At 70.9% G+C, this 12,145-nt stretch carries 10 protein-coding genes; 2 read left to right on the forward strand and 8 right to left on the reverse strand.

The genetic code is table 11. The features are described 5' to 3' along the window. Positions 1–357 (forward strand): carboxyl transferase domain-containing protein (locus tag IE318_RS44880; RefSeq protein WP_308438572.1); only part of this gene is annotated, 357 nt, incomplete at its 5' end. A 74-nt stretch (positions 358–431) separates the two neighbouring features. Further along, positions 432–626 (forward strand): acyl-CoA carboxylase subunit epsilon, encoded by a 195-nt coding sequence (locus tag IE318_RS14700; RefSeq protein WP_030168449.1) that lies wholly within the window; start codon positions 432–434, stop codon positions 624–626. 143 nt (positions 627–769) lie between these two features. On the opposite strand, the gene IE318_RS14705 is transcribed toward IE318_RS14700, so the two are convergent. The 8 genes from IE318_RS14705 to IE318_RS14740 all read right to left on the reverse strand — a co-directional run bounded on the left by IE318_RS14705 (position 770) and on the right by IE318_RS14740 (position 11,553). Further along, positions 770–1,360, reverse strand: coding sequence for a GTP-binding protein (locus IE318_RS14705; protein WP_189900483.1), 591 nt, complete (start codon positions 1,358–1,360; stop codon positions 770–772). Beyond that, positions 1,341–1,913 (reverse strand): DUF742 domain-containing protein, encoded by a 573-nt coding sequence (locus IE318_RS14710; RefSeq protein ID WP_030168440.1) that lies wholly within the window; start codon positions 1,911–1,913, stop codon positions 1,341–1,343. The genes IE318_RS14705 and IE318_RS14710 overlap by 20 nt, the downstream gene beginning before the upstream one ends. Positions 1,914–2,010: 97 nt before the next feature. Continuing rightward, positions 2,011–2,424 (reverse strand): roadblock/LC7 domain-containing protein, encoded by a 414-nt coding sequence (locus tag IE318_RS14715; RefSeq protein ID WP_004983065.1) that lies wholly within the window; start codon positions 2,422–2,424, stop codon positions 2,011–2,013. A gap of 10 nt (positions 2,425–2,434) precedes the next feature. Continuing rightward, positions 2,435–5,683 carry a sensor histidine kinase gene (locus tag IE318_RS14720; RefSeq protein WP_189900485.1) on the reverse strand — a complete coding sequence of 1,083 codons (3,249 nt, stop codon included), beginning with the start codon at positions 5,681–5,683 and terminating at the stop codon, positions 2,435–2,437. Positions 5,684–6,122: 439 nt separating this feature from the next. Continuing rightward, positions 6,123–6,698, reverse strand: a complete 576-nt coding sequence (locus tag IE318_RS14725; RefSeq protein WP_067301226.1) for a GTP-binding protein — start codon at positions 6,696–6,698, stop codon at positions 6,123–6,125. Further along, positions 6,679–7,077 (reverse strand): DUF742 domain-containing protein, encoded by a 399-nt coding sequence (locus tag IE318_RS14730; protein ID WP_030168425.1) that lies wholly within the window; start codon positions 7,075–7,077, stop codon positions 6,679–6,681. The genes IE318_RS14725 and IE318_RS14730 overlap by 20 nt, the downstream gene beginning before the upstream one ends. A gap of 111 nt (positions 7,078–7,188) precedes the next feature. Next, on the reverse strand, positions 7,189–7,602 hold the full coding sequence (locus IE318_RS14735) for a roadblock/LC7 domain-containing protein (RefSeq protein ID WP_003973453.1): 414 nt from the start codon (positions 7,600–7,602) through the stop codon (positions 7,189–7,191). A gap of 9 nt (positions 7,603–7,611) precedes the next feature. Next, on the reverse strand, positions 7,612–11,553 hold the full coding sequence (locus IE318_RS14740) for a sensor histidine kinase (RefSeq protein WP_189900487.1): 3,942 nt from the start codon (positions 11,551–11,553) through the stop codon (positions 7,612–7,614). Between the last annotated feature and the right edge of the window lie 592 nt (positions 11,554–12,145).

The raw sequence follows: 12,145 nt of genomic DNA on the forward strand, positions 1-12,145 counted from the left end.
ATCCTGCGCAAGGCGTACGGAGGTGCCTACATCGTGATGGACTCCCAGTCGATCGGCGCCGACCTCACCTACGCCTGGCCGACCAACGAGATCGCCGTGATGGGCGCCGAGGGCGCGGCCAACGTCATCTTCCGCCGCCAGATCGCCCAGGCCGAGGACCCCGAGGCCATGCGGCAGAAGATGGTCAAGGAGTACAAGGCCGAGCTGATGCACCCGTACTACGCGGCCGAACGCGGCCTCGTGGACGACGTCATCGACCCCGCCGACACCCGCCAGACCCTCATCCGGTCCCTGGCCATGCTCCACACCAAGCACGCCGACCTGCCCTCCCGCAAGCACGGCAACCCCCCGCAGTGAGCGCAGCGACCCCCGTAACCCAGTGGACGCGCCGCGGCAACCCCGCGGAACCCTCAGCCACGGAGACTGATCCCATGGACACGCCTGACATCCGCGTCGAGAAGGGCCACGCCGAGCCCGAGGAGGTGGCCGCCATCACGGCCGTCCTCCTCGCCCGTGCCGCGGCCCGCCCCGCCGACACGACCCCGTCCCACCGCGGCCGCGCCAAGGCCGGCTGGCGCCGTCTGGAGCGCGAGAAGGGCTTCCGCGCCCCGCACAGCTGGCACTGAGCCGTACGACTCCGAAAGGGGCTCACCCGTCACGGGTGAGCCCCTTTCGCATGCGCCCGGGGGAACGAAAAACGGCAAGGGAACGGCAAGGGGCCCTCTCCCGGGTCGGGAGAGGGCCCCTTGCGCGGGCCGTGCGCGGAGCGCTACCGCAGTCGCGCCATCAGCGCGTGCTCCACGAGAGTGATCAGCGTGGACTTGGCGTCCGCGCGGTGCCGGGCGTCGGTGGTGATGATCGGGGTGTCCGGCCCGATCTGGAGCGCCTCGCGGACCTCGTCCGGGTTGTACGGCTGCTGGCCGTCGAAGCCGTTGAGGGCGATCACGAACGGCAGGCCGCTGTTCTCGAAGTAGTCGACGGCGGGGAAGCAGTCGGCGAGCCTCCGCGTGTCGACGAGGACCACGGCGCCGATGGCGCCGCGGACCAGGTCGTCCCACATGAACCAGAAGCGGTCCTGGCCGGGCGTGCCGAACAGGTACAGGATCAGGTCCTGGTCCAGGGTGATACGGCCGAAGTCCATGGCCACCGTGGTGGTGGTCTTGTCGCCCGTGTGGGTGAGGTCGTCGATGCCCGCGGACGCGGATGTCATGACGGCCTCTGTGCGCAGCGGGTTGATCTCCGAAACGGCGCCGACGAACGTGGTCTTGCCCACGCCGAAGCCGCCCGCCACCACGATCTTCGCGGAGGTGGTGGAACGACTGGGAGAAACCGGCCCTCCGCTAGAGCTTGCGAAGTCCACTGAGCACCCTTTCGAGCAGTGTCACGTCTGGCTGGCCGCCGGCGTTCTCGTCGCCGCCGGGCTGATGGATGGCGACCAGGCCCGCCTCCGCCAAGTCGGCGACGAGGATCCTGGCCACGCCGAGAGGAATCGTCAGCAGGGCCGAGATCTCGGCCACCGACTTGATCTCGCGGCACAGATGGCAGATCCGCTGATGTTCGGGCAGCTGGCCCTGCATCTGGTGCGGCTGCGCCGTGGTGTGCACCAGCGCCTCGATGGCGAGCTGGTACCGCGGCCTGGTGCGGCCGCCCGTCATGGCGTACGGGCGGACCAGGGGGTTGTTCGTCGCGCCCGCGGGCGCGGGCTCAGGGGTGCGTCGCTGCGGCTGCACCGGCTGGATGCGCGGCGCCGGCGGCTGGTCGTACGGCGACGGGCCGGGGCCCTGTGGCGCGTACGGCTGCCGGTGGTGGGGGACGGAGGGGAAGGCGTAAGGGTTCGACGAGCCGTCGCCGTGGCCCTGCGCAGGGCCGTACGACCAGTTGCCCGAAGACGAACCGCCTGGGGGTGTTGCCACTCTTACTCCTCCTCCGACTGCGCCGGGCACCCAACGGTGTGGAAGCCGCGTCCCGAAACCTTACGGCCCCGGGACACCAAAACGCACGGTCTGTCTGTTAGTTGAGAAGGCTCCCCTGGAGTTCCGCACGGAGGTCCGGGGTCAGAACCGTGCCCGCGCGGTCCACCAGAAGGGCCATCTCGTACCCAATGAGACCGATGTCCGCCTCAGGGTGTGCGAGAACCGCGAGCGAGGACCCGTCGGAGATGGACATGATGAAGAGGAATCCCCGCTCCATCTCCACAACCGTCTGGTTCACACTGCCGCCCTCGAAGATGCGCGAGGCACCGGCGGTCAGTGAGGTCAGACCGGAGGCGACGGCCGCGAGCTGGTCGGCGCGGTCGCGGGGGAAGCCTTCGGACATCGCCAGAAGGAGTCCGTCGGCGGAGACCACCACGGTGTGGGACACCCCGGGGGTGTTGTCCACGAAGTTGGTGATCAACCAGTTCAGGTTCTGCGCCGCCTGGCTCATCGGGCTCACACTAACGCTCCTGGTTGTAGGTGCTGTCAGGACCACTGTGTTCAATCCTCGTGGCCTGGCCGTTCTTTTCACTTCCTGCGCTGCGTCCCCGCTGGACGCCCCGGCGCAGGTTGCTCAACCTGCCCCTGACGTCCTCGGGGGCGCGGGAGACCTGTGGGCCGCCCTGCGGGGTCGATTCCGCCGTGCCCTCGACCAGGTTGGCCTTGGGTACTCGCCGCGGCAGGCCGGAGGAGGTCACTCCGCCCGCCTTGGGCTTCCGGAGTTGCGCGGCCTGCGACCACCGCTCGTCGTTGGCCGAACGCCAGCCGCTGTCGCCGTTGCTCTCCGCAGCGGGGGCCGGCGCCTGCTGCTGCACGGGCCGCGCACCGTTCGAACCGCTCGTGGTCGAACCACGGCGGGGCAACCCGGCGTCGGTCAGCTCGTGGGCGGCGGAGGAGGCCGGTCCCGGTCGGTCGAAGCCTACGCGGTCACCGTCGTTCCCGTCAGCGGCCTGCACCGATTCCGTTTCCGGAGCGTACTGGTCCGCGTAGCCGCCGAGGAAGCCGTCCGCCTGCTGCCAGTCGTCCTGGTAGGGCTGCTCCTGGTAGCCGGCGTACGGCTCCGCCGGGCCGGCCTGGGTGGAGGCGTGCTCGCCCTGCACCGGCTCGGGGTAGGAGGCGGTGTCCGGGTAACCACCGTTCGCCGCGTAGGCGCCGTTCTGCGGCAGGCCCGCGTCCGGCGCGTAGTACGCCTGCTCGTACGACTGCTGTCCCTGCTGGTCGTACCCCGTCTGCTGCCGCTCGTCGTACGCCTGCTGGTCGTAGCCGCCGCTCTGTTCGGGGTACGCCACCTGGCCGGTGTCGTAGGCGGGCTGCCGACCGGAGGGCTCTTCGGTGTACGCGGGCCTCTCGGGCGCCTGCGGCGCCACCGCCTCGCCGTGCGACTGCGCCTCCAGGGCGGCCCGGCGCTCCTCGCGCTTGAGGGAGCGGCCGACGGGGTCCAGCTCGCGGATGTCGTCGGGGACGTCGGCGTAGCGGCTGTCGTCGAAGCCGAGCTCGGCGGCCGTGCGCATGGGCGGCAGCGGGGCGAAGTCCTCGCCCTGGAACTGCTGCTCCGGGATGATCTGCGAGACGGTGAACTCGTCGCGCTCCAGCGTCTGCTCGCCGCCACCGCCGTGGGTGATCGCGTCCGGCAGCATGACCAGGGAGGTGGTGCCGGCCTGCTCTCCGGAGGGGCGCAGCTGGACGCGGATGCCGTGCCGGTCGGCGAGGCGGCCGACCACGAACAGGCCCATGCGCTGGGAGATCGCCACGTCCACGGTGGGTGGGTTGGCCAGCTTGTGGTTGATGTCCGCGAAGTCCTCGGCGGTCAGGCCGATGCCCTTGTCGTGGATCTCGATCATGACCCGGCCGTCGGGCAGTCGGGTCGCGGTGACGCGGACCTTGGTCTGCGGGGAGGAGAACGTGGTGGCGTTCTCCAGCAGCTCGGCCAGCAGGTGCACGAGGTCGGTGACCGCGCGGCCGTGGATCTCGGCCTCCGGGACGCCGGACAGCTCGATGCGCTCGTACTGCTCCACCTCGGAGGAGGCGGCGCGCAGCACGTCGACCAGCGGGACCGGCTGGTCCCAGCGGCGGCCGGGCTCCTCGCCGGCGAGGACCAGGAGGTTCTCGCCGTTGCGGCGCATACGGGTCGCCAGGTGGTCCAGGCGGAAGAGGTTCTCCAGCTGGTCCGGGTCGGCCTCGTTGTTCTCCAGGTCGGTGATCAGGGTCAGCTGGCCCTCGATCAGCGACTGGTTGCGGCGCGAGAGGTTGGTGAAGATCGCGTTGATGTTGCCCCGCAGCAGGGCCTGTTCGGCGGCGAGCCGGACGGCCTCGCGGTGGACCTGGTCGAAGGCGCGGGCGACCTCGCCGATCTCGTCGGTGGAGGTGATCGGGATCGGCGTGACCCGGGTGTCGACCCGGCCGGGGTCGGTGCGCGAGAGCTGGTCGACCAGCATCGGCAGGCGCTGCTCGGCGATGCCGAACGCGGCGTTGCGCAGCTGGCGCATGGAGCGGCTCATCTGGCGGGCCACCAGACCGGCCAGGATGAACGCGGCGAGCAGGGCGATCAGGACGACCGCGCCGGTGATGAACGTCGACTGCTTGGCGTCGTCTGCGATGCCGGCCGCCTCGTTCACCGCGACGTCGGCCATGTCCGACTCGATCTTGCGGTAGGCGTCGAACTTGAGGGTGTTGACCGCCCACCAGTTCTGCGCGGTGACGCCCTTCGCGGCGAGCCCGGCGCGCTCGGCGGGATCGGTGGACTTCAGCGAGGCGAGGGTCGCGACCATGTCGGTCGGGTTGGACGGCGGAGCGACGTAGTTCGGGTCCTTGGCCTTGGCCTGCCGGACCATCTCGGCGGCCTTGGACTGGATCTCCTGCTGCTGCGCCTGGAGCTTGTCCGCGTCGCCCTGCGTGCCGCCGCCGAGGTACTCCTCGGAGGCGATGCCCTCCAGATAGGCGTAGGAGGACAGGGCCACCCGCTGGCTGGCCAGGCTGCCCGTGCCCGGACCCGGCTTGACCAGCATGTGCATGCCGATCGAGCGCTCCAGGGACAGGGCCGCCTTGGTGAGGGAGATGGCGTAGACGGTACGGCCGTAGGAGGTGATGTTGCCGGTGCCCAGGCCGAGCTCGTTGGCGAACTCCATCAGCGGGTGGGCGATCTTGACGTAGCCCTCCTCGGTCTGCACGCCGGTCAGCTTGGAGCTGTACGCGGCGGCGCGCAGCGTCTGGAGTTCGGGTTCGGTCTCGCGGAACAGCTTCAGCCGGCGCTCCAGACCGGCCTTGTGCGGCATGTCCTTGGCGGCCTGGTCGAAGCCCTGGGCGGCCTGGTCGGTCAGCTGCCGGGCCTGGGCGACCGTCGAGTCGCTCGGGCCCTTGCCCTGGAGCAGGGGAGCGGTGGAGATGTCACGCTCGTTGTACAGGGCGTCGGCGTAGGTCAGGGAGGCGCGCACCAGGCGCGCGGTCTTCTCGGCGTCCTGGGCGTCCTGCCAGGTGTTGATCGAGCTCTTGACCTGGAAGCCGCCCATGACGAGGCCGACCAGCACGGGTATGAGCAGGATCGCGTTCAGCCGGGTGGGCACCCGCCAGTTGCGGGGGGAGAGACGGCCCCCGCTGGGGGAGGGAGCGGCCGCCGACTCCGAACCGGGCACGTGTGCGGGCGCCGCACCGCGCGGCGGCGGGGTGAAGTTGCCCCGGGCCGACGGCTCGGAGCCGTTCTTGCTTCGCCTCACTCGACCAACAACCTCTCGGCGGTCGGCACCTACGTCGTGCCGCACTTTCTCAGAGCCCTGTCCGCCGCGGACGACTCTCTACTGGTGAGTACGTCCTTGACTATGGGGCAGTTCAGGCATTCCAGCACGCCGACATGCGCTCTTCCAAACAGTTGGAACCGCAGGTCCCGCGTGATGTAAGCCCCAGATAAAACGGTCATAAAGAGCGAGCCGCGCCAAAAGGCGGGGTGATTGTGCGCGCAGTGAGACCGGATGTGCGCGACGCGTGGCCGTACCACCCGATTCCTCTGCCGAAACGTTATGAACACCGGGGCCGACCGTGTCAAAGGACACAGCCGGCCCCGGTGCATCTACGCCGGTCGCTACGGCAACTGCCGTACGCACCTGCGCACTTGCGCAGGCGCTCGGCTTCGAGTGCCGTGCGGAACGAGGAGCGGAGCTACCGCAGGCGGGCCATCAGCGCGTGTTCCACCAGCGTGATCAGGGCGGACTTGGCGTCCGCGCGGTGCCGGGCGTCGGTGGTGATGATCGGCGCGTCGGGCCCGATCTGGAGGGCCTCGCGGACCTCGTCCGGGGTGTACGGCTGCTGGCCGTCGAACCCGTTGAGGGCGATGACGAAGGGCAGACCGCTGTTCTCGAAGTAGTCCACCGCCGGGAAGCAGTCGGCCAGACGCCGGGTGTCCACGAGGACCACCGCGCCGATGGCGCCGCGGACCAGGTCGTCCCACATGAACCAGAAGCGGTCCTGGCCGGGCGTGCCGAACAGGTACAGGATCAGGTCCTGGTCCAGGGTGATACGGCCGAAGTCCATGGCCACCGTGGTGGTGGTCTTGTCCCCGGTGTGGGTCAGGTCGTCGATGCCCGCCGAAGCGGACGTCATGACGGCCTCCGTGCGCAGCGGGTTGATCTCCGAGACGGCGCCGACGAACGTGGTCTTGCCCACGCCGAAGCCGCCCGCCACCACGATCTTCGCCGAGGTGGTCGCCCGGCCCGCGTCAGAGCTTGCGAAGTCCACTGAGCACCCTTTCGAGCAGCGTCACATCCGGAGCGCCACCGTTGTTCTCGTCACCGCCCGGCTGGTGGATCGCCACCAGACCGGCCTCGGCCAGGTCCGCGACCAGGATCCGCGCCACACCCAGCGGCATGGTGAGCAGCGCCGACACCTCGGCGACCGACTTCACCTCGCGGCACAGGTGGCAGATCCGCTGGTGCTCCGGGAGCAGTCCCATCAGCGCTGCCGGGTCGGCCGTGGTGCTGATCAGCGCCTCGATGGCGAGCTGGTAGCGCGGCCGGGTCCGGCCGCCGGTCATCGCGTACGGACGGACCAGCGGCTGGTCGCCCTCGTCCCCGTACGGCTCGGCGTACGGATCATGATGGGCGGTGGGCGGGGTCATGAATCCTCCGGGCGGGACAGCAAGTCGGTCGGGCAAGCCGTCTGACGGGGCCGGTGGGGGGATTGTGGCGGCCGGACGGTGATTTGGTGAGACGGGTGGTACCGGGGCCGGTCAGTGGAGCAGACTGCCCTGTAGTTCGGCGCGCAGGTCGGGTGTGAGCACCGCGCCCGCACGGTCGACCAGGAGCGCCATCTCGTAGCCGACGAGGCCGATGTCGCACTCCGGGTGGGCCAGCACCGCCAGGGACGACCCGTCCGAGACGGACATGAGGAACAGAAAGCCGCGCTCCATCTCCACGACCGTCTGCGCCACGTTGCCGCCCTCGAAGATCCGGGAGGCCCCGGCGGTCAGCGAGGTCAGGCCGGACGCGACCGCCGCGAGCTGGTCCGCGCGGTCACGCGGGAAGCCTTCGGACATCGCCAGAAGGAGTCCGTCCGCGGACACCACGACGGTGTGGGACACCCCCGGGGTGTTGTCCACGAAGTTGGTGATCAACCAGTTGAGGTTCTGTGCCGCCTGGCTCATCTGGCTCAACTAACGCTCCTGCTGGTGAGTGGGGCTCGGGAAGCTGCCCGTCTGACCGGTACCGGCCTGACGTCCCTGCGCGATGCCCCGACGGAGATTGGTCAGCCGGCCGCGTACCTCGTCGGGTGCACGCGAGACCTGCGGACCGCTCTGGTGCTGTTGCTGCTGAGCCGTGCCCGGGACGAGGTTCGCCCGGGGCACCCGGCGCGGCAGGCCGGAGGTGGTGACGCCGCCCGCGGCCGGCTGCCGTACGCGCTCCGCCTGACGGACGAGTTCGTCGTTGGGCGAGGTGCGCCAGGCAGAGGCGGCGGGACGCTGGGGGCCCGTGGGGGCCTGCTGCTGCGGGGCGGCCGGAGCCGGCCGGTCCGCAGGCCGCCGTTCACCGCGGAACCAGTTGGTCTCCAGGGTGTCGTACAGCGGGGTACGGCCGTCGCCCGGGCCCGTGGCCGGCGGCAGGGCCTCCGGCTCGTGACGGACCGGACGCTGTTGCTGCGGGGCCTGCTGCTGCGGGGCCGGCCGGCGCGGGACGCCGAAGTCGGCCGGCCCGCCCTGCGGCCGCTCGAACTGGCCGGTGGACGAGGGGTCCTGACGGCCGGGCAGGGCGTACTGACCGGTGTTGCCGCCGTCGTAGCCGGGCTGCGGGTACTGGCCGGTGGAGCCGTTGTCGTAGGCCTGCGGCGCGGCGTACTGGCCGGTGGAGCCGTTGTCGTACGCCTGCGGGGCCGCGTACTGGCCGGTGGAGCCGTTGTCGTACGCCTGCGGCGCCGTGAACTGGCCCGTGTCCGAGGGGTTGTTCTGCGGGGTGTTCGGCGCGGACGGACCGAAGATGTCCGAGCGCACGAACTGGCCCGTGTTCTGCCCGGCGCCCACGCCGGGAGCGGGGAACTGGCCGGTGTTCTGGCCGCCGTTCGCACCCGCCCGCGGGGCGTCGAAGTCGGGGCGGGGGAACGACGAGGTGTCCGCCGGACCGGCCGCCCCCTGCCGGTTGTCGAACGCGGGAACCACGGGTATCTCGGCCGTCGAGCCCGGACCCTGGTGGTCCTCGATGCGCGGCATGCGGGACGTCTGCGCCTGCTCCGCCTCGTCGTGGCCGCGCGGTGCGTCCAGGGCGGTCGGCCCCGTCGCGTTGTCGTTGCCCCAACTCGGCGTCCGCGGCTGCGGGTTGCCACCGGGCAGCTCCGCGCGCGGACCACCGCGGGCGGGAAGCTGCGGCTGCCCGCCCTGCTCGCCGCCGGCCGCACGCTGCGGGGCCGCGCCACCGGGCGCGTTCCCGCCGAAGACGTCCTGCCGGCCACCACCGAAGGTGTCCTGCCGGGCGCCCCCGCCGAAGGTGTCCTGGCGGCCTCCGTCGGCGTAGCCCGGACGGCCGTCCGCGGGCCGGCCGTCGCCGAAGCCCTGCGGGGCGCCCGCGGCCTGCAGGCCCTGCGGCGCACCCGGCGCACGGCCGCCGAAGCCGCCGCCCGCGCCCGCCGGAGCGGGACGGCCCTGCTGCGGCTGCGCCGGACCCTGCGGTCCGCGTGGCGCGCCCGGGCCACCCGGTGCACCGGGTCCGCCCTGCCGGCCGCCCGTGCCGGGCAGCGCGGCCCGGGGTCCCTGACCGGCACCGACCTGGCCCCGCGGAGCGGACCCGGCACCGAGCCGGCCGGCACCTCCGGCACCTCCGGCGCCCAGCGCACCGCCGCCCGCCTGGCCGTTCTGGCGTCGCGCCGCGGCCGCGCCGGCGGCGGCAGCGGCGGCCGCCGGGCCACCCGCAGCCGGACCACCGGGCTTGCCGGGACCGGGCTTCTTGCCGCCCTGGGCGACGTCCACCGGCAGCATGACGAGGGCCGTCGTACCGCCGGAGTCCGACGGACGCAGCTGGATGCGGATGCCGTGCCGCTGCGACAGACGACCGACCACGAACAGACCCATGCGGCGGGAGACGGAGACGTCCACGGTGGGCGGCGAGGCGAGCCGCTCGTTGATCGCCGCCAGGTCCTCGGGGGAGAGACCGATACCGGTGTCGTGGATCTCGATGAGCACCCGGCCGTCGGGCAGCGCGTGACCGGTGACCTTGACCTTCGTCTGCGGCGAGGAGAACGAGGTCGCGTTCTCCAGCAGCTCGGCCAGCAGGTGCACGAGGTCGTTGACGACGCGGCCGGCGACCTCGGTGGTCGGCACGGACGCCAGCTCGATGCGCTCGTACTGCTCCACCTCGGACGCGGCGGCGCGGAGCACGTCGACCAGCGGGACCGGGCGGGTCCAGCGCCGGCCGGGCTCCTCACCCGCGAGGACGAGGAGGTTCTCACCGTTACGGCGCATACGCGTGGCGAGGTGGTCCAGCTTGAACAGCGAGGACAGCTGGTCCGGGTCGGCCTCGCGGGACTCCAGTTCGGAGATCAGCGACAGCTGGCGCTGGATCAGACCCTGGGAGCGGCGCGAGAGGTTGGTGAACATCGCGTTGACGTTGCCCCGCAGCAGGGCCTGCTCGGCGGCGAGGCGGACCGCCTCGCGGTGCACCTCGTCGAAGGCCGCGGCCACCTGGCCGATCTCGTCCCGGGAGTGCACACCGACCGACTCCACGGACGTGTCCACGTCCTGCGGGTCGGACTCCGACAGCTGCTTGACCAGCTCGGGCAGGCGGTCCTGGGCGACCTTGGTGGCGGTCTCCTGCAGGCGGCGCAGCGAACGGATCATGGAGCGGGCCACGACGAAGGCGCCGACCAGCGACACACCGAGGACCAGGAGGATCAGCGCACCGGAGATGATGGCGTCCTGCTCGGTGGAGCTGCGCAGCTCGCGGGCCTTCTGCTCCATGTTCTCGAGCAGCGTGTGCTCGATGTTCTTCATCTGCTGGATCTTGGTCGAGCTGTCGTCGACCCAGTCGCGGTAGGAGCGCTTGTCCTGCTGCTCCAGGCCGTTGTCGCTGTCCAGGGCTCGCTTGGCGTAGACGTCCGCGGCCTTGATCGTCGGGTTGCCCTCTTCGATGGGCCGCAGGAGGTCCTCGACACCGCTGCCGTAGATGTTGCGGAAGCTGTTGAGCTCCGAGGTCTGGCCCTCCAGTGCCGACTGCGCGTACAGACGGTCGTTCTCGGAGAGGTGGCCCTCGCTGGTGTTGTTGGCGGGCAGCGCGGCCGCGATGACGGCGCGCTGGACGGAGGCGTACTCCTTGGCGGACGAGAAGGCGGACAGCGCGCGGGTGCGCTGGATCATCTCCGGGTTGCTGGTCGCCTCGGCCATGTCCTGCGACAGGCCGAGCAGCTCGGTGATGAGCCGGTGGTACGCCTCGACCGTCCGGGCCGAGTTGCCCTCGTTCTCGTAGGCGGTCTTGCGGATCTTGCCGAGGCCGTTGAGCTCGCTGGCGAGACCGACGATGGTGTCGCGGACACCCTGGAGGTTGCCGTCCTTGCTGGCGGTGTCGATCTCCTCGGAGGAGTCGAGGAAGTTGGCCTTGGCCCGGTCGGTCTTGTCCCGGAAGCCCTTGACGGCGATGGCGGTCGCGCTGGACGGGTGGGACAGCGGGCCGGCCGACTGGTCGCGCTCGTCCTGGAGCGCCATCGCCAGCTCGGTGGCCTGCTTGGTCATGTCCGTCAGCAGCTTCATGTTGTCCAGCTGCTGGATGTCGTCCATGTTCTGGCTGATGCGCAGCGCACCCAGCGAGGTCGCCGCGACCACGGGCAGCGCCAGCAGCGAGACCAGGCGGGTGGAGATGCGCCAGTTGCGCATCGCGATCCGCGAGCCGGTGCTGACGGGGCCCGGGCTCTTGGCCGGCTTCACCGTCGGCGCGGGGCTCGCCGACGCCGCCGGGCCGGCCGCGGCGGCACGCCCGGGGCGCTCGCCGCTGTCACCGGACGGGGCCGGGCCCGGGTTCTGGGCGTGCTGGGGCGAGGAGCTGCCCTTCATGGGGCCAGTCCCGTCGTGCGACTCCGGCTCCGCCGAAGCGCTGCCATCCCTCTTGAAACGTCCCTGCACTAGCGTCGCAACCTCTGGACCAGGCGCCCCTCCGCGCGAGCGGAAGGACGGTGTCGGCGTCGTGGGGAACGCCCTGAAAACGTTCCCCGGGTGGTCGTGAGTGACCGGCGCTGGTTCCCCCTTCTCGCCGCCACTCGGCGCTGCGTTGCGCCCCCTGCGCGCCGGCTCGATCCTGCGGCGGTCCGTGGCATTCCAGCACAGTGCAGGATCTCCAACAAGGCATGTGGGTCAGGCTGTGACCTCCGTGACACCGCGTGAGGGCTGCGTTACGGGAAGTGGAAATTGATCTCCTGTATTCCGGACATATCTCTACGAGCCGACGAGCTGCCTCAGGTGTCCCAGTCGCCATGATCGGGAGCGGAATGGTGGCTTCAGGGGGCCAATGTCCGTTTCGCTGGGTTACGGTGCGGCTGGAAATTGTCCGGATTGTCAATGCGGCAGTGAGCAAACTCACATGGGGATCACGGGCTCTTCACGTCTGCGGTGGGAATTGCATGTTTAGCCTGACGCTTTACAGAGATGGCAAAACCGACAACGCGCCCTGGCGGGGGGCTCGCACGGCCCTCCAGGCGCCCGCAGACGACAAGGTCTC

It is taken from the genome of Streptomyces spiralis (assembly GCF_014654675.1).
GTDB classification, from domain to species: Bacteria; Actinomycetota; Actinomycetes; order Streptomycetales; family Streptomycetaceae; genus Streptomyces; species Streptomyces spiralis.

Bases quoted from the DNA above. Each gene is read 5' to 3' on its own strand.
- IE318_RS14700 (WP_030168449.1), top strand. From the start codon at position 432: ATGGACACGCCTGACATCCGCGTCGAGAAGGGCCACGCCGAGCCCGAG.
- IE318_RS14715 (WP_004983065.1), bottom strand. From the start codon at position 2,424: ATGAGCCAGGCGGCGCAGAACCTGAACTGGTTGATCACCAACTTCGTG.
- IE318_RS14730 (WP_030168425.1), bottom strand. From the start codon at position 7,077: ATGACCCCGCCCACCGCCCATCATGATCCGTACGCCGAGCCGTACGGG.
- IE318_RS14735 (WP_003973453.1), bottom strand. From the start codon at position 7,602: ATGAGCCAGGCGGCACAGAACCTCAACTGGTTGATCACCAACTTCGTG.